This is a genomic window from Nonomuraea terrae (assembly GCF_044465245.1).
In the GTDB taxonomy this organism is placed as follows: domain Bacteria; phylum Actinomycetota; class Actinomycetes; order Streptosporangiales; family Streptosporangiaceae; genus Nonomuraea; species Nonomuraea terrae.
The window spans coordinates 761,749-780,516 of record NZ_JBITLL010000006.1 but is presented as its reverse complement, the minus strand read 5'-3'; the positions used below and the strand labels follow the sequence as shown (position 1 = coordinate 780,516).

The window sequence follows — 18,768 nt, the reverse complement described above, 5'->3', positions numbered from 1 at the left end:
GGGGCCGAGCTCCTTCGACCGGCAGGCAGGGCGGAGGTGATCACTCGGTGGTGGGGGCCGAGCTCCTTCGACCGGCAGGCAGGGCGGAGGTGATCACTCGGTGGTGGGCGGGCCGAACTCCGCGCGGGTGTCGATCACCTCGCCGAACAGCTCCCACCGCTCGCCCTTGAACTCCATGAGCTGCATCGACTCGATCGGGAAGCCGTCGTCGGGCCCGGTCTTCATGGTGATGCCGGGCAGCAGCATGGGCACCTCGACGTTGTTCAGGTTGCGCACGGAGTCGCGCAGGCCCTCACGGGTCGGGCAGGCCACCGCGTCCATGGCCTTGTGGAAGCTGCTCGCCGCCGCCCAGCCGAAGGCGTGGTAGGGGATGTTCGGGTCCTTGCCGGCGGCGTACTGCTGCATCTTCTGCTTGTACAGCTTCATCTCCGCGTCGTCGTCCCACGTCGGGTCGTTCGGGTCCTTGTAGTACGTGGCGGACATGACGCCCTGGACGTTCTCGAAGCCGACGGGTTCGAGGACGGTGCGGGAGGCGGCGACGTTGTTGACGATGTGCAGCGGGTTCCACTTGGTGTTCTTGGCGTCCGCGGCCAGCGCCAGCGCGCCGAACTTGGGCGTGGTGATGTTCAGGAAGACATCCGCGCCCGACCCGGCGAGGTTGCCCATCTGGGCGTCGACGGTGGGGTCGGCGACCTCGTAGCTCTCCTCGGCCACGACCTGGATCCCGGTGCCCTCGATGGCCTTCTTGAAGCCGCCGAGCAGGTCCTTGCCGAAGTCGTCGTTCTGGTAGAGCGCGGCGACCTTGGCGTCGGGCTTCTCCTCCTTGAGGTACTGCGCGTACACGCGGGCCTCGGAGACGTAGTCGGGCTGCCAGCCGATGGTCCACGGGTGCTCGGTGTTGGAGCCCCATTGGGAGGCGCCGGTGGCGACGAAGACCTGCGGCACCTTGCGCTGGTTGGTGTAGTCCCAGACCGCCGTGGTCGACGGGGTGCCCAGCGTCTGGAACAGGGCGAAGACCTGCTCCTGCTCGACGAGCCTGCGGGCCTCCTCGACAGCCTTGGGCGGGCTGTAGCCGTCGTCGCGCACGACGAACTCGACCTTGCGCCCGTCGATGCCGCCCTGCTCGGCGTTGACGTAGTCGAAGTAGGCCTTGATGCCCGTCGGGATGTCGCCGTAGGCCGAGGCGGGGCCGGACAGGGGGTAGATGCCGCCCAGCTTGATGCTGGTGTCGGTGATGCCGGTGGTCTGCTGGCCCGCGCACTGGCCCGCCGCGGCCGTTCCCCCTCCGGTCGCGGTCTCACCGCCGCTGTCCCGTCCCCCGCAGGCCGCGACGGCGAGCAGGAGCAGCGCCGTGCAGCCGATCGCAGATACTCGCATCCCTTTTACTCCTTCTTCCGGGGAATCTTCTTGATCAGGCGGCCGGCGAGACCGGCCAGGCCCGTCGGGGCGACGTACATCACCGCGATGATCAGCAGGCCGAAGATGACGCCGGGCGCGGCGTCGTTGATGTCCTGCGAGATGCTCGGTACGAACATCACGAACAGACCCCCGAGCACCGGTCCCGACAGCGAGCCGAGCCCGCCGACGACGATGCCGGCCAGCAGGTTGATCGACAGGTTCACCGTGAACGAGTCAGGCGAGACGAATCCGATCACCCACGTGTAGACGGAGCCCGCGACGCCGGCGAGCATGGCGCTCCAGGCGAAGGCGAGCGTCTTGTAGAACGAGAGCCGCACGCCCATGACCTCGGCGGCGATCTCGTTGTCCCTGACGGCGTGCAGCGCCCGCCCGACGCGCGACCGCAGCAGGCTCGCGACCAACAGGAACGAGCCCACGGTGACGATCAGGGCGACGAAGTAGAGCCACTGGTCCTCGGCCAGCCCGGTCCAGGCGGGCGGCTGCGGCTTGGCCAGGGTCAGGCCCATGGACCCGCCGGTCAGCTCCTCGAACCGCTTGAGCAGCGGCACCAGGAAGATCGCGATGGCGAGCGTGACGAGCGCCAGGTACAGGCCGCGCAGCCGCATGGCCGGCACGCCGAGCCCCAGCCCGATCAGGAACGCCACCGCGGCCGCGACGGGCAGGGTCAGCGGGTACGGCAGCGCCGCCCGTTCCATGAGGATGGCCGCGGTGTAGGCGCCGATGGCGAAGAAGGCGCCGTGGCCGAGCGAGATCTGACCGGCGTGGCCGACCAGGAGGTTGAGCCCGAGCAGCGCCACCGCGTACACCAGCACCATGGTGAGCTGGAAGACGTAGAAGGGGGCGAGCTGGAACGGCGCGTAGACGGCCAGCACGAGGAGCACGGCGAGCGCGCCCCACCGCCACCGGGTGGCGGCCGGCGTCTTGACCGGCGCGGGGGGCGCCGAGGTCTGCTCGTCCGTCTTCGTGGATTCGGTCATGCGCGTTCCACCGCCGCTCGTCCGAAGAGTCCCTGGGGCCGCAGCAGCAGGACGGCGAGAATGATCAGCAGGGGGACGCCGATCTTGAGGTCGGATCCGATGAAGCCGACGTACGCCCCGGCGAGCGTCTCGGCGACGCCCACGATGAGCCCGCCGATGACGGCTCCCACAGGGCTGTCGAAGCCGCCGAGCGTGGCCGCGGCGAAGGCGTAGATGAGGACGCCCGCCATCATGTTGGGTTCGAGGAAGAGCAGCGGCGCGACCAGCACTCCTGACACGGCGCCGACGGTGGCGGCCAGGCCCCAGCCGAGCGCGAGCGTCCAGCCGACGCGGATGCCGACCAGCCGCGCCGAGGCGGGGTTGGTGGCCACCGCCCGCATCCCGAGCCCGATCTTGGTGTGCTGGAAGAGCAGGTAGAGCAGGCCCATGACCAGCCCCACCACGCCGAGCACGCCGAGCGTGGAGAAGTTCACGGTGACGGCGCCCAGTTCGAGCGCGCCGCCGGGGAAGGGGTTCGGGAAGTCCTTGATGAGGAAGGTCCAGATCCAGCCGGCGGCGGCGTTGACGAAGATGAACAGCCCGACGGTGACGATCACGATGGTGAGCTCGGGCGCTCCCTCGACCGGCCGGATGACGATCCGTTCGATGAGCATCCCGCCGGCGAACGAGACGACCAGCGTGATGACGAGCGCCAGCCAGAACGACACCCCGGCGGCCACCAGCGTCCAGGCGATGTACGTGGAGAACATGGCCAGCTCGCCCTGGGCGAAGTTGACGATCCCGGTGAACTGGTAGATGAGCACCAGGGCCAGCGCGAGGCTGGCGTAGATGGCGCCCGCGCCCAGCCCGGTGACGATCTGCTGGAGGAATCCGGCCATCGCGCTACACCCGGTACCCGAGGTAGGACTGCGCGACCTGCTCGTCGGCCCTGATCTCCTCGGCCGTCCCGGACAGGACGATCCGCCCGGTCTCCAGGACGTGCGCCTGCTGGGCGATGCCGAGAGCGAGATGGGCGTTCTGCTCGACGACGACCACGGTGGTCTGCTCCTCTGCGTTGATGGCCTGGACGATGCGGAACAGCTCCCGGGTGACCAGCGGGGCCAGGCCGAGCGACGGCTCGTCGAGCAGCAGCAGCCGGGGCCGCAGCATGAGCGCCCGGCCGAGGGCCAGCATCTGCTGCTCGCCGCCGCTGAGACTGCCGGCCTCCTGCTTGAGCCGGGTCTTCAGTACCGGGAAGTACGTGAAGATGCGTTCGAGGTCGGCCTCGATCTCGGCCCGTCCGCGCCGGACGAACGCGCCCAGCCGCAGATTGTCCTCGACGGTCAGCGGCATGAACGTGCCGCGCCCCTCGGGCACGTGGGCGACGCCGAGCCGGGCGACGGTGTCGGGCGAGCGCCCGGCCAGCTCCGTGCCGCCGAGCGTGGCCGTGCCGCGCGTCCTGACCATGCCGGACAGGGCCCGCAGCAGCGTCGTCTTGCCGGCGCCGTTGGGGCCGAGGATCGCGCAGACCTCGCCCTGCTTGACGGCGAAGCTCACGCCGTGCAACACGCGGACGTCGCCGTACCCGGCGACCAGGCCGTCCACCACGAGGTCGCTCATGCCGCCGTCCCCAGGTACGCCTCGATGACGGCCGGGTCGCGCTGGACCTCGGCCGGCGGCCCTTCGGCGATCTTCCGGCCGAAGTCGAGGCACACGATGCGCTCGCAGATGCCCATGACGAACCCCATGTGGTGCTCCACCACGACCACCGTCAGGTCGTACTCGGTGCGGATGGCGCCGAGCGTGCCGGCGAACTCCTCGACCTCGGAGGAGTTGAGGCCGTTCACCGGCTCGTCGAGGAGCAGCAGGCGGGGACGGCCGATGAGCGCGCGGGCCAGCTCGACCCGCTTGAGCGTGCCGAACGGCAGCCCCGTCGCCGGATGGTCGGCCACCGCCGCAAGGCCCAGCCGCTCCAGCACGGCGTCGGCGTCCTCGCGCAACGAGCGCTCCTCGCGGCGCACCCCGGGCAGCCGCAGCGCGGCCGAGACGAAGCCGGCGCGCCCGCGGTGGTGCGCGCCGACCAGCACGTTGTCGCGTACGGACAGGCGCGGGAACAGGCCGAGGTTCTGGAACGTCCTGGCGATGCCGAGACCGGCGATGGCGTGCGGGGCCAGGGCGGTCAGGTCCCGGCCCTCGTAGGCGACGGTGCCCGAGTCGGCGTCGTAGCGGCGGGTCAGGCAGTTGAACAGGGTGGTCTTGCCGGCGCCGTTCGGGCCGATGAGCCCCACCATCTCGCCGCGGGCCACCTCGAACCCCACGCCGTCCAGCGCGGTGATGCCGCCGAAGCGAACGGTAAGATCATGCACCTCCAGCATCCGGCCTCCTGGAGAACAATGTTCTGAATTGCGCTCAGCGTAGGAGCCGCCCGTCAAGGGCCGCATTGGGCACGGTCACCCAAGATGTTTCAGGTGAGTTGTCCTCTGAGCACAGCGTCTGTCTCGGACCGGTTACGACCCGTTGACCGTCCGGCAATGGGCATGGATCATCCCGGGCATGTCCACTGGTTCGCGTACCGTGGAAGCCGCCGTACGCGCGGAACGCACCCGCATCCTCTCCGAGCTGCTCGACGACCTGCCGAAGCTGGCCGGCACCGCTGTCACGACGATGCGCGAGGAGATCCCCGCCTACGAGGCGATGGGCCCGGCGTTCCACGCCGACGTCCGCGACCAGGTGGTCCGGCACTACCGCGCCAAGCTCGGGGTGCTGCTGGAAGAGCGCACGGTGACCTACGAGGACATCGCCTTCACCCGGCGGGCCGCCATGCGCCGGGCCAGGGCGGGGGTGGCGCTGGCCGACTACATCAACGCCTTCCGGGTCGGGCAGCAGGTGTTCTGGGAGGCGGTGGTCGAGCGGGCCGGGCACACGTACGCCGGGCGCGAGGCGGCGCTGGCCCTGGCGACCCCGCTGATGCGCTACTGCGACTTCGCCAGCACGCACGCGGCCAACGCGTACATGGAGTTCCAGCAGTACGCGGCCGCCGAGGCCGTGCGGGAGAGCCGCGACCTGCTGGAGACGCTGCTGGCCGGGGTCGTGCCGACCCGGGGCAGGGAGCTGGCCGCCGCGCAGGCGCACGGACTGGCGCCCGACGCGCGCACGCCGCTGCTGGTGGTGACCGCGGTGCTGGCCGGGCCGTCCAGCGAGGTGACGACCGGCCCCGACCGGGGTGCCGACGCCCGGCATGCCGCCTGCGCGGCCATCGCGAGGACCGGCGGGAACGGCACCCGCACCCTGTCGGTCGTGCGGCAGTCGGAGATCGTGGCCATCCCCGTGCTCGGCCCCGGCACCGCTCCCGAGGAGCTCTGCGACCGGCTGCAGGGGGTGCTGGACAGCCTGGCCGCCGAGGGCGTCCGGCTCGCGATGGGCATCAGCACGGTGTCGTTCGGCACCGCGCAGATCCCGCAGGCGTACCAGGAGGCCAGGGCCGTGCTCGACTTCGTGCCGGAGGAGGGCGGGGTGGCGGCGCTGCCGCGGATCACGCCGTTCCAGTATCTGGCGCTGAAGGCCGACGACACCGCCCGCCACCTGGTGGACCCGCGCATCACGGCGCTGCTGGCGGAGGACCGCGCGCGCGGCGGCGTGCTGACCGCCACGATCAGGGCGTTCGCCGCCGCCGACCTCAACCTGCGGGCCGCGGCCGAGCGGCTGCAGATCCATCCCAACACCGCCCAATACCGCTTACGCCGGATCCAGGAGCGCACCGGGCGGAGTCTGCGGTCGATCAACGATCTCGTCGAACTGCTCGTCGCGATCGCGTTGCAGGACTCGCTCCCCACCAATGCCGGCCGGGAAAGACTGGCGACCGCGACCAATGAGGGCCGTGGGAGAGCGGACGTACGGTCTTCCCATGAACCTCGCTGACCGGCTCCAGGCGGCCGCCGAACGGCTCGGCGGCAGGGCGGTTCTCACACTGGACGAGGCGGAGCTCACCTACGGCGCGCTCGAGGAGCTGAGCGCCCGCCTGGCGGGACTGCTGCGGTGCCGCGGGATCGGCGCCGGCGACCGGGTCGCGATCATGTTGCCGAACGTGCCCGAGTTCGGCGTCGTCTACTACGGGGTGCTGCGGGTGGGGGCCGTCGTGGTCCCGCTCGACCCGCTGCTGAAGCGGCGTGAGATCGCCGCGTACCTGGGGGACTGCGGGGCGCGGCTGCTGATCGCCTGGCACGCGTTCGCGGAGACGGCCGAGGCCGGCTCGGCGGGCACCAAGGCCGACTGCTTCTTCGTGGTGCCGGAGGAGTTCCGGCGGTTGCTGCGCGGCGTGCCGGCCGAGCGGGAGATCGTCTCCATGGCGCCCGGCGACACCGCGGTCATCCACTACACCTCCGGCACGACCGGGCGGCCCAAGGGCATCGAGCTGACCCACGCCAACCTCGGCGGCAACGCGGCCACGGTGGCGCGCATGCACGCGCTCGGCGTGGACGACGTGGTGCTGGGGGCGCTGCCGCTCTACCACACGTTCGGGCAGACGTGCTCGCTGAACGCGACCGTGCGCGCGGGCGCGCGGCTGACGCTGCTGCGGCGCTTCGAGGCGGGGCGGGCGCTGGAGGTGATCAGGCGCGACGGAGTGACGGTCTTCCAGGGCGTGCCGACCATGTTCATCGCGCTGCTCGACCATCCGGGCGCCTCCGACATGTCGATGCTGCGGGTCTGCGCCTCGGGCGGGGCGGCGCTGCCGCTCGACGTGCTGCGCGCGTACGAGGCCCGGTTCGGCTGCGAGATCGTCGAGGGGTACGGGCTGAGCGAGACCTCCCCGGTGAGCGCGACCAACCGGGGCGGCCGGAACCGTCGCCCCGGCTCGATCGGCTGGCCGATCAGGGGCGTCGAGATGAAGGTGATCGACGAGGAGGGTCGCGAGACGCCCACGGGCGAGATCGGCGAGATCGTCGTGCGCGGTCCCAACGTCATGAAAGGCTACTGGAACGACCCCGAGGCCACCGCCGAGGCCGTCCGCGACGGCTGGTTCCACACCGGCGACCTCGGCCGGGTCGACGAGGACGGTTACTTCTTCCTGGTCGACCGCCGCCGCGACGTGATCATCCGCGGCGGCTACACGGTCTACCCGCGCGAGGTCGAGGAGGTCCTGTACGAGCACCCGGCGGTGCGGCAGGCCGCCGTCATCGGCGTGCCGCACCCGGAGCTGGGCGAGGAGATCGAGGCCGTGGTGGCCCTGCGGGCGCCGGTGAGCGACGGCGACCTGCGCGACTTCGTGCGGGAGCGGGTGGCGGCGTACAAGTATCCGCGGCACGTGTCGTTCGTGGACGAGCTGCCGATGAGCGCCACGGGGAAGATCCTCAAGCGCGCCCTGGCCCGTCCGCTCAGAACCGGTACGTCCGGGTGACCGCGACGAGGCCGCCGTCCTCGCGGGTCGCGGCCACCAGGCTCGGCGGGCCGGGGACGTAGCCGGGGACCGCGTCCAGGCCGTCGGTCTCGGAGATCGCCGTCACCCGGAAGCCGCCCGTTCCCTGGACGCGCAGGGTGATGACGGCGCCGCTCGGCGGCAGCCCGCGGAAGCGGACCTCGCCCGGCCAGGTGTTCGCCCGGGTGCCTGATACCCGCACGGTCGCCGGAGGCGTTCCCTTGACCTGGGCGGTCGCCCTGGTGATCGGCCGTTCGACGCGGAGGGTGACCGACCGCGCGCCTCTGCCCGCGGTGACCCGCATCCGGTACGTGCCGCCGGCTCGGGACAGCACCTGGACGCGCGGGCCGTCCGCGGTGACGGCCGGAGCGGGGCCGGTCCACAGGGCGCCGCGGGCGTAACCGGGCGGGAGAGTGCGGGTGTCGCGGCCGGAGACGTACCGGCGGGTCCAGGCGGGCGGGTCGAGGTCGGCGCTGACCCAGGCCGCGGCCCCGGTGTCGGCGTTCGTCACGTACGCCAGGTGGGTCCGACCCGGATGCTCCGCATCAGGAACGTCCACCATCACCCCACCCGCCACCAGCCCGACCACCAGCGCGCCGGCCAGGAGTGGCCCGCCGAGGGTGGCGGCACGGTGCGCCCGGGGCGTCCCCGTGTGCGGCGTGCCCGCCAGGGCGGGCAGGCACAGCTCCACGAGCGGCAGGCCGGTCAGGCCGAACAGGGCGAGGGCGAGGGCGCTCACACCACCGAGCGCGAGCCCCATCCCGTCGAACGCCACCCCGGCGAGCGCGGGCAGCAGCGCCGCCGCAACCACCGCGCCCACCGTCACGGCCCCCACGCGCAGGACGGGCACCACCCCGGCGAGCCGCCGACGGGACGGCGGCGCCGGCACGCGCGAAGGGCCGCGGCGCGGCAGGAGCGCTGCGAGGGCGCCGAGCGCGCAGGCCAGGGCGGGCAGCGTGAACATGAACGACGCCCCCGGCGCGACGCGCGCGCACACCACGCCCAGCAGCGCCGGCCACACCAGCCCGCCGACCGCGAGCGCGGCGGGCCCGACCTTGCGGCGCAGCGCCGCGTACCATCCGAGCACCGCCATTCCGGCCAGTACGGCCACGGCCGCGCGGAACGCCCCCGGCCGGTGCAGCAGCCCGCCCATCCCGTCGTACGCGGGCCGCACCGCGACCAGCACCTCCCACAACGCCTGCGCCAGCACGGCCGCCAGCACCAGCGGGACCACCGCCGACACCGCACCGGCGACGATCCGCGGCACACTCGCCAGCCGCCTCCTCCGCGCGACCGCCGCCAACCCCAGCACGGCCGCCATCCCGAGCCCGGCCAGCGGCCACACCAGCCCGTTCGGGTACGTCACCATCACCCCGAAGACCCGGAAGTACGTCACGTCGTGGTCGGACGCCAGGGACGTCAGGTCGGCCGCGCCGAGCGCGCGCGCCAGCCCGAGCATGTTGGCGCCGTGGTGCTGCAGACTCCCCCGGTCGAGGTAGGCGAGCGAGTCGTCCGCCGTGTGGTAACGCGACGACTCCTCGATGTAGGCGAAGTTCATGCCCGCGAACCCGGCCCCGGTCAGCGGCGTGAAGTCGGTGTTGTTCGGCAGCAGCCGGTAGAGCTCCACCATCATGGAGTCGCCCGCCGGCTCCGGCACGGCCCCGGCGAACGTCTCCACCAGCCGTGCGTTCCCCCGCGAGGTCTCGAACATCAGCGACGGCCCGCTCACCCCGCGGGCCTCCCAGTTCAGCAGCACCCCGCCGGCCCGCCCGAGCGGATGCTCACGGACGAACGCCCGAGCGCCGAGGACGCCGTCCTCCTCGCCGTCCGTCAGCAGGAACACGAGGTCGTTGCGGAGCCGCTCGTCCCCCAGAGCCCGTACGGTCTCCAGCATCGCGGCGACCGCGGCGCCGTCGTCGGACGCGCCTGGACCCATCGCGGCCGAGTCGTAGTGGGCGGCGACCAGCACCGTGCCGGTCGGGTCGGCGCCGTGCCGGGTCGCCACGATGTTGTGCACCAGCCCGAACGAGGCCAGCCCCGTCGAGGGGTTCGCCCCGACCGCCCGCTGCACCCGCACGTCGAGCCCGGCCGCGCGCAGCCGCCCGGCCAGGTAGTCACGGGCTTGGGCGGAGGCCGGGCTGCCGATCGGACGCGGCCGGGTGGCGAACCGCTCCAGGTGGCGCAGCGCCCGTTCGGCGCTGAACTCCGCGGCCGGGGCCGAGGCGGGCAGCGGCCGCATCGCGCCGTCCGCGAGCGCGGTCAGCATGATCACGGCGGCGAGCGCGAGCAGCGCCAGGATCCCCGCCAGGGGACGGCGGGGTACGTCGATCAACTTCTCCGTCATGGCGGGCAACGCTAGGTTCGCGGTGCCTACGCCCGGAATGATGCCTGCGCCCGCTGCCGGCTGCGGTTTTCCTCAGGGCATGTGGCCAATGTCTCATATGGCGGCACGGAACGTCTTACCACTCAAGACATGCCTTAGAGTCCGTGACCATGACACCCTGGGAGATGGTCGCGGTGGTCGCGGCCGGCGTCGCGGGCGGAGCCATCAACACCGTGGTCGGCTCCGGGTCGCTGATCACGTTCCCCACGCTACTCGCCGTGGGGCTGCCGCCGATCACCGCCAACGTCTCCAACAACATCGGCCTGGTGCCCGGCGGGCTGGCCGGCGTCGCCGGTTATCGCGCCGAGCTGGCGGGCCAGCGGGCGCGGCTGCTCCGGCTGGCGCCCGCGTCCGTGGCGGGCGCGCTGGCCGGCGGGGTGCTGCTGCTCACCCTTCCTGAGCGCACGTTCACGGCGGTCGTCGCCGTGCTCATCGCGATCTCCTGCGCGCTCGTCGTGATCCAGCCCAGGCTGAGCGCCCTGCTCGCGGCCCGGCCGCGGCTCGAGCACGGCGGCCCGTGGCTGTGGCTGGGTGCCCTCGCGGCCGGCGCGTACGGCGGCTACTTCGGCGCCGGCCAGGGCATCCTGCTCATCGGTCTGCTGGGCATCCTGCTCAACGACGGCCTGCAACGGCTGAACGCGGCCAAGAACGTGCTCGTCGTCCTGGTCAACGGCACGGCCGCCATCCTGTACACGCTCGTCGCCGACGTCGACTGGCTCGCGGTGCTGCTGGTGGCGCTGGGCTCGATCGGCGGCGGCTTCCTCGGCGCCCGCTTCGGCCGCCGCCTGCCCGCCCCGATGCTGCGCGTGGTGATCGTCTGCATCGGCGTCATCGCCATCACCCAGCTCCTCACCGGGTGAGCGTCAGAGGTAACGGGGGAACAGGTCGGTGGCCGGCCAGGTGGTGACCTTGCCGATCTCGGCGTTGATCCGCGGGCTCAGCACGTTGAAGTCGGGCGACCCGGTCTCCTCCCGCCGGTTGAAGATCGCGGCGTAGGTGAAGCCGCTCTGCAGCCGGGCGGTGTACCCGTAGGTGCCGGGCAGCGATCCGTCGTGCCAGGTGTTGAGGTGGCCGGTCACCTGACGCACCCACAGGCCGGCGCCGTACCACGAGCCGCTCTCCGTGACGCCGGTCTCCGGTCGGGCCAGCATCCTGCCGATGGAGGTGGAGTTCAGCACCGCGCCGGGCGCGTCGAGCACCCGCGCGAAACGCACCAGGTCGACGGCCGAGGCCAGCCAGCCGCCACCCGGACCGCGGTTCTCCATGCTGAACGCGCCGTACGGCGCCGGCACCACCGTGCCGGAGGCGTCCGTGACGGTCCTGCTGGTGGCGGCCGACTCGTAGACCACCTCGCCGGGCGCGGCGTGCGCCTTGAGGGTACGGCCGAGCCGCAGCCGGCTGATGCCGACGGGCGCCAGGATCTGCTGCCTGACGTACGACTCGTAGCTCACGCCGGAGACCTTCTCGACGATCATGCCGAGCAGCATGTAGCCGTAGTTGCTGTAGGCGTACCTGCTGCCCGGGGTGAAGTCGAGGGGGCGGCTGCCGGCGTACCGGATGATGTGGTCGCGCGTGATCGGCAGGGAGACGCCGAGGGACCTGGCGATGGTGTGGTCCATGTAGAGGTGGTCGCCGGAGATGTCGCGGTCCCAGCCGCCGGTGTGCTGCAGCAGCCGCCACACCGTCACGTCCGCCAGCCGGGCGTCGGCCGCGGTGGACAGGCCGAGCAGCGCGGCGACGGACGTCCCCAGGTTGAGCGCGCCGTCCTGGGCCAGCCTCATGATCGCCACGGCGGTGATGTGCTTGCTGAGACTCGCGACGCGGAACAGTGAGGTCGGCGACACCGAGGGCACGGCCGGGTCGTCGCTGTAGCGGTAGCCCCTGGCCAGTACGAGCTTGCCGTTCTTCGTGATCGCCAGCTGCGCGCAGGAGATCTGGCGTTCCACGATGTACGTCTTCAGCACGTTGTCGAAGCCGGCCAGCGCGACAGGTGCCACACCGGAGGTCTGGACCGTCGCGGCGAACGCCGGCCGCGAGGTGCCGAGCACGGCGGCGGGTAACGTCGCGGCACCGGCCGCGAGGAATCGCCTCCTGCTCACCTGCGTGGCGGAAGGCAACCGATCGGTTTTGGACATGACCGTATTTCTAGCGGACGATGGCAGTAAATGTCCGAAGTTCCGCTGAATCGACCGTGACGCTCACCCGGCCATGCCGATGACGAACGCCACGGGCACCAGGGCGGCGGTGAGCGCGACGGCCCACCAGCGGGGTGCGGGACCGTTGCGCAGCACGGTGACACCGAGCGGGACCAGTGCGACGGCGAGGCCCGTCAGGGCGGCCAGGGACAGCGGGTCGCTGCTGCCCTTGAGCACGCCGAGCGGCAGCGCGGCCGCCAGCGCCAGCGCGACGCATCTGACCGGCCCGAGCACCCGCGCCCGGTACGCGCCCACGGCCAGCACGATCCAGCCGCCCATGACGCAGACGTTGACCGCCTTGAACACGTGGAACGCCCCGTAGGTGACCTCGACCACCCGCCGGGCTTCCGCCTGGCCGAGCGCGTCCACGAGTTGGAAGGCCAGATGGCTCACCCCGGCGTGGAACACCCGGCCGAACAGCCCGAGCAGCACCAACGTCGCGCCCCACTGCGCCCACCCGGGATGTGTCCTGCCCGCCATCCGGGCCAGCGCGGTCACGGCGGGCCACAACAGCACGACGCCGGCCGCGTACAGACCGTACGAAAGCGCCATCCGCCCGGGATCGGCGTTGTAGGCGGCCAGCTGCCCGGGAAAGAAGTCGTCCTCGCCCGACCGCAGCAGCACGCCCGCGAGCAGCAGGAACGGCCCCAGCACCAGCCCCGTGCCCTCGGCCCAGCGTCCGGGGATCGCAGTGATCGTCATACCCGCCATCCAAGCCACGCCCGTCCGGCCGCACACGGGCGCTGGGGCGAGGACCCGTGGTGGACCCCGCACCAGTGCGGACGCCCGCTCGGGTTCTAGGCGAAGGGCTGGGCCATCTGGGTGAGGGTCTCCTCCACGACGTCGAGGAGGGTGCGGGCCTGGTCTTCCTCGGTCCACTTGTGGCTGGCCAGGCGCAGCGCGACCAGGACCGCCGCGGCCATGACGCGCGGCGGCACCGTGCTCTCGCGCTCGGCGATCGCGTCGGCGAGGTCGCGTTCGAGGGCGGCGAGGCTGGCGAGCTGGCGGGCCAGGATCGACGGATGGCGTTTGGCCAGGCGGGTGCGCAGCGCCCACTCCCGCTCGGGCTCCCCCATCTGGTGGTAGAGCTCCTGGACGGACAGGCGCAGCGCCTGCCAGGCCGTCAGCCCGGCGGGCTGCGAGCGGACCTGCTCCACCAGCCGGCGGATGCGCTGCTCCTCCCCGTAGAGCAGCGCGTCCTCCTTGCCGGAGAAGTAGTTGGAGAACGTCCGGCGCGAGATGTTGGCCGCGTCGGCGATCGCCTCGACCGTGACGGCGTCGAGCCCGTGCTCGACGACGAGCCGCAGGGCCGCCTCGTGCACGGCTTGACGGGTCTCGGCCTTCTTGCGTTCGCGCAGCCCCACGGTCGTGTCCATGATGCGGCTCATCCTACTCACTGGGAATATATGCTCAATGGGCAAAGTTGCTCAGTGCGCATATATTTACTGTGGAGGTTCTATGAACGCACCCCCGGAACAGATGAGTCACCGGCAGATCCTGGAGGCCCTCAGCGGGCTGCTGCTGGCGCTGTTCGTCGCGATGCTGAGCGGCACGATCGTGTCCGTCGCCCTGCCGCAGATCATCGGCGCGCTGAACGGCAGCCAGTCCCAGTACACGTGGGTCGTCACCGCGACGCTGCTGGCCTCCACGGCCTCCACGCCGATCTGGGGCAAGCTGGCCGACCTGTTCAGCAAGAAACTGCTGCTCCAGATCTCCATCGTGATCTTCATGGTCAGCTCGCTGGCGTGCGGCTTCGCCCAGGACACCGCGCAGCTCATCGCGTTCCGCGCGGTGCAGGGCATCGGCATGGGCGCCCTCCAGGTGCTGGTGCAGGTCATCATCGCGGCGATGATCACGCCGAAGGAACGCGGGCGCTACAACGGCTACCTCGGCGGCGTCATGGCCGTGGCCACCGTCGCCGGGCCGCTGCTCGGCGGGCTGATCGCCGACCAGCTGGGCTGGCGGTGGTGCTTCTTCATCGCGGTGCCGTTCACCGTGCTCGCCTTCGGGCTGCTGCAGAAGACGCTGCGCGTGGCCACCGTGCGCCGCGACGACGTCAAGATCGACTACGTGGGCGCCACGCTCATCGCCGCGGGCGTCAGCGTGCTGCTCATCTGGGTGACGTTCGTCGGCAACTCGTTCGACTGGCTGTCGTGGCAGACGGCCGCGATGGTGATCGGCGGACTGCTCCTGCTCGGCGTGGCCACCTGGGTCGAGGCGGTCGTCCGGGAACCCGTCGTGCCGCTGCACGTCATCCGCCGCCGTACGCCGGCGCTCGCCATCCTGGCCAGCCTCGCGGTGGGCATGGCGATGTTCGGGGGGTCGGTCTTCCTGGGGCAGTACTTCCAGATCGGCCGCGGATACAGCCCCACCGAGGCAGGCCTGTTCACGATCCCGATGATGCTGGGCGTGCTGGTCTCGTCCACCGTCACCGGGCGCATGGTGTCGAAGAGCGGCAGCGTCAAGCCGTACATCGTGGTCGGGGCGATCGTGCTCACGATCGGGTTCCTCGGGCTGTCGACGATGGACCACGAGACCTCGCTGGTGTTCATCGCCGTCTCGATGGTGCTGGTCGGGGCCGGGGTCGGCATGTCGATGCAGAACCTCGTGCTCGCCATCCAGAACACCGTCCCGCTGCGCGAGCTGGGCGCCGCCAGCGGCGCGATCACCTTCTTCCGGTCGCTGGGCGGCACCATCGGCGTGTCCGTCCTCGGCGCGGTGCTGGCGAACCAGGTGGCGACCAGCATCGCGCAGGGCCTGGCCAAGATGGGCATCGACGCCTCGGGCGCGGCCGGCGGCGGCAGCACGCTGAACATCGCGGCGCTGCCGGAGCCGGTCAAGCTCGTCGTACGGGCCGCCTACGGCGACGCCACCGGGCACATCTTCCTCATCTCGGCGGCCATCGCCGTGGTGGGGCTGATCGCGACCCTGTTCCTGCAGCCGGTCAAGCTCCGTGACAGCCTCGACCTGCCCGCTCCGGCGCCGGAGGAGAAGTCGCCCGTCTCCTGAACGGGCGGGGTGTGCGAGCCCCGGCTGCGGACAGGGCTCGCACAAGATCATTTTCCCCGATCGGCGGAGGCGATTCGCCCGCGATCCGGGTGGGAGGATCGGGGTCGTGGAGTTCGGCATCCTCGGGCCGCTCGTGGTGCGGCCGTCCGGCGGCGAACCGGTCGCCGTGGGCGGCCCCCGTCCGCGTGCCGTGCTCGCGATGCTGCTGCTCGACGCCGGACGGCTGGTGAGCCTCGAACGCCTCATCGACGGCCAGTACGGCGACCGCCCGCCCGCCGGCGCGGTCAACGCCGTCCAGGCGCAGATCTCCCGCCTCCGGCGCGCTCTGCCGGCCGGGGTGATCGAGTTCCACGGCGCCGGTTACCGCCTGGCCGTCGACCGCGACGACGTGGACGCGCACCGCTTCGAGCGGCTGACCCGGGAGGGGCGCGGGCTGCTGGCCGCCGGCCGGGCCGCCGAGGCCGCCGCCGTCCTGCGGGAGGGCCTGGGGCTGTGGCGGGGGCCGGCGTTCGCGGACGTGGCCGACGCGCCGTTCGCCGCGCCGCAGGCGCTGCGGCTGGAGGAGTCGCGGCTGGCGGCGGCGGAGGACCTGTTCGAGGCGGAGCTGTCCCTGCCGGACGCGCGGCCGGCGGCGGGGCTGCGGGAGCTGGTCACCGCCCATCCGCTGCGCGAACGCCCGCGCGGCCTGCTCATGAGGGCCCTGGACGCCGCCGGACGCCAGGCGGAGGCGCTCGCCGTCTACGAGGAGGGCCGGCGGCTGCTGGCCCGCGAGCTGGGCGCCGACCCCTCCCCAGAGCTGGCCGCCCTCCACCTGGAGATCCTCCGCGGCGAACGCCCGCAGGGGCCCAGCAGCTGGTCCGCTCCTCCCTCCCAGCTCACGAGCTTCGTGGGCCGCGAATCCGAGCTGGCCCACCTCGCCGGCCTGCGCGACGCCCGCCTGATCACCATCGTGGGCCCCGGCGGCACCGGCAAGACCCGCCTCGCCATCGAATCGCTCGCCCACTGTTCGCCATGGGCGACGCCCTCGAACCACGCCCCCAATCCACACCAGACCTTCTCCACCCGTGGCGTCTGCTTCGTGGACCTCGGGGTGGTCGAAGGCGGTGGGCGGGTGGCGGAGGCGGTGCTCGCGGCGCTCGGGCTGCGGGAGCCCGCGCTGCGTCCGCTCACCACGGCCGGTCCCGACCCCGTCGAACGGCTCGTCGCGGCGCTCGCCGGTCAACGCCTCCTGCTCGTCCTGGACAACTGCGAACACGTCGTCACCGAGGCCGCCCGGCTCGCCCGCCGCCTGCTCGCCGACTGCGCCGGCCTGACGATCCTGGCCACCAGCCGCGAGCCTCTGGGCCTCACCGGTGAGCACCTGGTGCCGCTGGCTCCGCTCCCCGCCCCCTCCCCCGACGAGACCCCGGCGGACCCCCTCGGCTATGCGGCGGTCAGGCTGTTCGCGGACCGGGCGTCCGCCGTGCGGCCGAGCTTCGCGCTCGGCCCGCGCGACCTCGACGCGGTGCTGCGCATCTGCGCGGCGCTCGACGGCCTGCCGCTGGCCATCGAGCTGGCCGCCGCGCGGGTGCGGACGTTCGGGGTGGCGGAGATCGCCGCCCGGCTGGCCGAGCACGGCAGGTTCCGGCTGCTGTCGCGCGGCGACCGTACGGCCGCCGCCCGGCACCGGACGCTGCACGCCGTCGTGGAGTGGAGCTGGGACCTGCTGGACGCGGCGGAGCAGACGCTGGCCAGGGGGTTCGCGGTGTTCACCGGGGGCGCGAGCCTGGAGGCGGTCGAACGGGTCTGCGGCCCCGGCAGCGCCGAGTCGCTGGTCGGCCTGGTGGACAAGTCGCTGGTGGAGACCGACGGCGAGCGCTACCAGATGCTCGACACGATCCGGCTGTTCTGCCTGGAACGCCTGGCGGAGGCGGGCGAGGAGGAGCGGCTCCGGGCCTCGCACGCCGCCTGGTTCCTGGAGCTCGCGCGGCGCGCCGACGACCACCTCTACCGCGAGGAGCAGCTCACGTGGCTGGCCCGGCTGTCGGCCGACAACGCCAACCTGCAGGCGGCACTGCGCTGGAGCGTCGAGCACGACCGGCCGACGGCGTGGCGGCTGGTGGCGGCGCTGGCGATGTACTGGTGGCTCAGCGGGCGGCGCGGCCAGGCCACCCTTCACGCCGTACGTCTCCTCGACGCGACCGGACCCGAGCCGCCCCCCGACGGGCTGGCCGAGGAGTACGTGATGGCCGTGCTGCACGCCGTACCGGACGCGGGGTCGCCGCACTGGGAGCGGGCACGGGAGATCATGGCCTCGCTCGACCGGCCGATGCGCTACCGGTTCGGCGTGGCCCTGTGGGGCATGCTCGCCGGGCCGCCCGAGCGATGGCCGTCGTCCGGGCAGGAGCCGCCCGTGCTCGGCTCCGAGCCGTGGAGCCGGGCGCTCGGACGGCTCAGCGTCGCCCTGATGCTGCTGCTCGGCGGCTCGGCCGCCGACGGGGAACGGGAGCTGGAGCGGGTGCTCGCCGACTTCGGCGCGGTGGGCGAACGCTGGGGGACGGCCCAGGCGCTCGACTGGCTGGCGCTGGTGGCGAGCTGGCGCGGCGAGTGGGCGCGGGCGTTCCGGCTGTGGGCGGACGCGCTCGGGCTGCTGGAGGAGCTGGGCGCGCTCGACGAGCTGGCCGACGTGCTCGGCAGGCGGGCCGAGGCGCGGCTGCGGGCGGGCGACGTCCGGGCGGCCCGCGCCGACCACGAACGGGTGGGTGAGCTGGAACGGCGGCTGGGCAGACCGGAGCTGATGGCGTGGGTGCACCTCCAGCTCGGCGAACTGGCCCGGTACGAAGGCGACCTGCCCGAAGCGGACCGGCGGCTGGAGGCGGCGCTGGCGGGGTCCCGGACCGGCGCGTTCACGGCGGGCGGCACCCGTTCGCGGGTGTACACCGCGCTGGGCCGGCTCGCCACGGCGAAGGGGGCGCTGAAGAAGGCGGAACGCTTTCACGCCATGGCGGTGGCGGCCGCACTGGACTCCCCCATGTCCACCGACCTCGCCGATGCCGCCGAGGGCCTGGCCGGCCTCGTCGCGGGAACGCAGGTCGGCTCGGACGCGACACGAACCCGGGACGCGGCCGAGCGGGCGGCGGTGTTGCTCGGTGTCGGGGTGGCGTTGCGCGGGCTGGCCGTGGCCGGTGACCGCGACGTCGCGGCGGTCGCCGCCGAGGCCACGCGGGTGCTGGGGCCGGAGGGCTTCGCGGCCGCGTACGCCAGGGGCGCGGCGATGGACCGCGCCGAGGCGCGGGCCATGCTGGAGAGTGCGGCCGCCGGGCAGCCGCCCCCGCTGCTCGGGCCTGAGGCCGCGCCGTCACCCGGCGACCGCTGACAGGGCCGGGGCGGCCTGTCAGCCGGTGGTCGCCGGGT

Annotated in this window: 14 protein-coding genes; 5 read left to right on the top strand and 9 right to left on the bottom strand. The window is 72.6% G+C overall.

The window, feature by feature from the left end; all coding sequences use genetic code 11:
- Nucleotides 1–93: 93 nt before the first annotated feature.
- The 5 genes from ACIBP6_RS33045 to ACIBP6_RS33025 are packed head-to-tail and all read right to left on the bottom strand — an operon-like array spanning nt 94 to nt 4,750.
- The gene (locus ACIBP6_RS33045) at nt 94–1,377 is read right to left on the bottom strand and encodes an ABC transporter substrate-binding protein (RefSeq protein WP_397057741.1); all 1,284 of its coding nucleotides are present in this window, start codon (nt 1,375–1,377) and stop codon (nt 94–96) included.
- Between the two features lie 5 nt (nt 1,378–1,382).
- Nucleotides 1,383–2,396: a branched-chain amino acid ABC transporter permease gene (locus ACIBP6_RS33040; protein WP_397057740.1), complete on the bottom strand. Its 1,014-nt coding sequence runs from the start codon at nt 2,394–2,396 to the stop codon at nt 1,383–1,385.
- The gene (locus tag ACIBP6_RS33035) at nt 2,393–3,274 is read right to left on the bottom strand and encodes a branched-chain amino acid ABC transporter permease (protein ID WP_132611370.1); all 882 of its coding nucleotides are present in this window, start codon (nt 3,272–3,274) and stop codon (nt 2,393–2,395) included. Before ACIBP6_RS33035 ends, ACIBP6_RS33040 begins: the two co-directional genes overlap by 4 nt.
- A 4-nt stretch (nt 3,275–3,278) precedes the next feature.
- Nucleotides 3,279–3,995, bottom strand: a complete 717-nt coding sequence (locus ACIBP6_RS33030; protein WP_397057739.1) for an ABC transporter ATP-binding protein — start codon at nt 3,993–3,995, stop codon at nt 3,279–3,281.
- Complete coding sequence (locus tag ACIBP6_RS33025; protein ID WP_397057738.1) at nt 3,992–4,750, bottom strand: ABC transporter ATP-binding protein; 759 nt, start codon at nt 4,748–4,750, stop codon at nt 3,992–3,994. Before ACIBP6_RS33025 ends, ACIBP6_RS33030 begins: the two co-directional genes overlap by 4 nt.
- Nucleotides 4,751–4,928: 178 nt before the next feature.
- Between ACIBP6_RS33025 and ACIBP6_RS33020 the strand changes: the two genes are divergently transcribed.
- Together ACIBP6_RS33020 and ACIBP6_RS33015 are read left to right on the top strand one after the other, a co-directional pair.
- Entirely contained in the window at nt 4,929–6,293 is a 1,365-nt protein-coding gene (locus tag ACIBP6_RS33020; RefSeq protein ID WP_397057737.1) for a PucR family transcriptional regulator, read from the top strand.
- Nucleotides 6,280–7,770 carry a long-chain-fatty-acid--CoA ligase gene (locus ACIBP6_RS33015; protein ID WP_132611378.1) on the top strand — a complete coding sequence of 497 codons (1,491 nt, stop codon included), beginning with the start codon at nt 6,280–6,282 and terminating at the stop codon, nt 7,768–7,770. Before ACIBP6_RS33020 ends, ACIBP6_RS33015 begins: the two co-directional genes overlap by 14 nt.
- Here the strand turns inward: ACIBP6_RS33015 and ACIBP6_RS33010 are convergent.
- Nucleotides 7,748–10,132, bottom strand: coding sequence for a M20/M25/M40 family metallo-hydrolase (locus tag ACIBP6_RS33010; RefSeq protein ID WP_397057736.1), 2,385 nt, complete (start codon nt 10,130–10,132; stop codon nt 7,748–7,750). The genes ACIBP6_RS33015 and ACIBP6_RS33010 overlap by 23 nt on opposite strands.
- Nucleotides 10,133–10,281: 149 nt before the next feature.
- Here ACIBP6_RS33010 and ACIBP6_RS33005 point away from each other — a divergent pair, with 149 nt between their 5' ends.
- Complete coding sequence (locus ACIBP6_RS33005; RefSeq protein ID WP_397057735.1) at nt 10,282–11,031, top strand: sulfite exporter TauE/SafE family protein; 750 nt, start codon at nt 10,282–10,284, stop codon at nt 11,029–11,031.
- Between the two features lie 3 nt (nt 11,032–11,034).
- Here ACIBP6_RS33005 and ACIBP6_RS33000 read toward each other — a convergent pair whose 3' ends face one another.
- The 3 genes from ACIBP6_RS33000 to ACIBP6_RS32990 all read right to left on the bottom strand — a co-directional run bounded on the left by ACIBP6_RS33000 (nt 11,035) and on the right by ACIBP6_RS32990 (nt 13,742).
- Nucleotides 11,035–12,306, bottom strand: coding sequence for a serine hydrolase domain-containing protein (locus ACIBP6_RS33000; RefSeq protein ID WP_397057734.1), 1,272 nt, complete (start codon nt 12,304–12,306; stop codon nt 11,035–11,037).
- Between the two features lie 63 nt (nt 12,307–12,369).
- Complete coding sequence (locus ACIBP6_RS32995) at nt 12,370–13,068, bottom strand: hypothetical protein (RefSeq protein WP_397057733.1); 699 nt, start codon at nt 13,066–13,068, stop codon at nt 12,370–12,372.
- Between the two features lie 95 nt (nt 13,069–13,163).
- Nucleotides 13,164–13,742, bottom strand: coding sequence for a TetR/AcrR family transcriptional regulator (locus tag ACIBP6_RS32990; protein WP_397057732.1), 579 nt, complete (start codon nt 13,740–13,742; stop codon nt 13,164–13,166).
- 82 nt (nt 13,743–13,824) lie between these two features.
- On the opposite strand from ACIBP6_RS32990, the gene ACIBP6_RS32985 reads away from it, so the two are divergent.
- Both ACIBP6_RS32985 and ACIBP6_RS32980 read left to right on the top strand, forming a co-directional pair.
- On the top strand, nt 13,825–15,375 hold the full coding sequence (locus ACIBP6_RS32985; protein ID WP_397057731.1) for an MDR family MFS transporter: 1,551 nt from the start codon (nt 13,825–13,827) through the stop codon (nt 15,373–15,375).
- Nucleotides 15,376–15,481: 106 nt separating this feature from the next.
- Complete coding sequence (locus ACIBP6_RS32980; RefSeq protein ID WP_397057730.1) at nt 15,482–18,730, top strand: BTAD domain-containing putative transcriptional regulator; 3,249 nt, start codon at nt 15,482–15,484, stop codon at nt 18,728–18,730.
- Nucleotides 18,731–18,768: the final 38 nt, after the last annotated feature.

Bases quoted from the DNA above. Each gene is read 5' to 3' on its own strand.
- ACIBP6_RS33005 (WP_397057735.1), top strand. From the start codon at position 10,282: ATGACACCCTGGGAGATGGTCGCGGTGGTCGCGGCCGGCGTCGCGGGC.
- ACIBP6_RS33035 (WP_132611370.1), bottom strand. From the start codon at position 3,274: ATGGCCGGATTCCTCCAGCAGATCGTCACCGGGCTGGGCGCGGGCGCC.
- ACIBP6_RS32985 (WP_397057731.1), top strand. From the start codon at position 13,825: ATGAACGCACCCCCGGAACAGATGAGTCACCGGCAGATCCTGGAGGCC.
- ACIBP6_RS33015 (WP_132611378.1), top strand. From the start codon at position 6,280: ATGAACCTCGCTGACCGGCTCCAGGCGGCCGCCGAACGGCTCGGCGGC.
- ACIBP6_RS33020 (WP_397057737.1), top strand. From the start codon at position 4,929: ATGTCCACTGGTTCGCGTACCGTGGAAGCCGCCGTACGCGCGGAACGC.
- ACIBP6_RS32990 (WP_397057732.1), bottom strand. From the start codon at position 13,742: ATGGACACGACCGTGGGGCTGCGCGAACGCAAGAAGGCCGAGACCCGT.
- ACIBP6_RS33030 (WP_397057739.1), bottom strand. From the start codon at position 3,995: ATGAGCGACCTCGTGGTGGACGGCCTGGTCGCCGGGTACGGCGACGTC.
- ACIBP6_RS33000 (WP_397057734.1), bottom strand. From the start codon at position 12,306: ATGTCCAAAACCGATCGGTTGCCTTCCGCCACGCAGGTGAGCAGGAGG.
- ACIBP6_RS33010 (WP_397057736.1), bottom strand. From the start codon at position 10,132: ATGACGGAGAAGTTGATCGACGTACCCCGCCGTCCCCTGGCGGGGATC.
- ACIBP6_RS33025 (WP_397057738.1), bottom strand. From the start codon at position 4,750: ATGCTGGAGGTGCATGATCTTACCGTTCGCTTCGGCGGCATCACCGCG.
- ACIBP6_RS33045 (WP_397057741.1), bottom strand. From the start codon at position 1,377: ATGCGAGTATCTGCGATCGGCTGCACGGCGCTGCTCCTGCTCGCCGTC.
- ACIBP6_RS33040 (WP_397057740.1), bottom strand. From the start codon at position 2,396: ATGACCGAATCCACGAAGACGGACGAGCAGACCTCGGCGCCCCCCGCG.
- ACIBP6_RS32995 (WP_397057733.1), bottom strand. From the start codon at position 13,068: ATGACGATCACTGCGATCCCCGGACGCTGGGCCGAGGGCACGGGGCTG.